An 824-nucleotide genomic window follows, 5' to 3' on the forward strand; every position below is an offset into this window, starting at 1 on the left:
TAGTATTGAAATAATCGGTAGTGGTTATGATAGTGTGGCATATTTAGTTAATAATGAATACATTTTTAAAACAAAATTTAGTACTAATAAGAAAAAAGGTTATGCAAAAGAAAAAGCAATATATAATTTTTTAAATACAAATTTAGAAACTAATGTAAAAATTCCTAATATTGAATATTCGTATATTAGTGATGAATTATCTATACTAGGTTATAAAGAAATTAAAGGAACTTTTTTAACACCAGAAATTTATTCTACTATGTCAGAAGAAGAACAAAATTTGTTAAAACGAGATATTGCCAGTTTTTTAAGACAAATGCACGGTTTAGATTATACAGATATTAGTGAATGTACTATTGATAATAAACAAAATGTATTAGAAGAGTATATATTGTTGCGTGAAACTATTTATAATGATTTAACTGATATAGAAAAAGATTATATAGAAAGTTTTATGGAAAGACTAAATGCAACAACAGTTTTTGAGGGTAAAAAGTGTTTATGCCATAATGATTTTAGTTGTAATCATCTATTGTTAGATGGCAATAATAGATTAACTGGAATAATTGATTTTGGAGATTCTGGAATTATAGATGAATATTGTGATTTTATATACTTACTTGAAGATAGTGAAGAAGAAATAGGAACAAATTTTGGAGAAGATATATTAAGAATGTATGGAAATATAGATATTGAGAAAGCAAAAGAATATCAAGATATAGTTGAAGAATATTATCCTATTGAAACTATTGTTTATGGAATTAAAAATATTAAACAGGAATTTATCGAAAATGGTAGAAAAGAAATTTATAAAAGGACTTATA

General features: G+C 23.4%; 1 protein-coding gene. It reads left to right on the forward strand.

Features of this window, described 5'->3' with window-relative positions; all coding sequences use genetic code 11:
- Window positions 1-824, forward strand: an 824-nt coding sequence (gene aph(2'')-Ia, locus KA878_RS13745) for an aminoglycoside O-phosphotransferase APH(2'')-Ia (RefSeq protein WP_210142224.1), incomplete at both ends; no start/stop codon positions are given.

Origin of the sequence: Staphylococcus sp. GDY8P57P, assembly GCF_017892585.1 — a bacterium.
Lineage (GTDB): Bacteria > Bacillota > Bacilli > Staphylococcales > Staphylococcaceae > Staphylococcus > Staphylococcus borealis.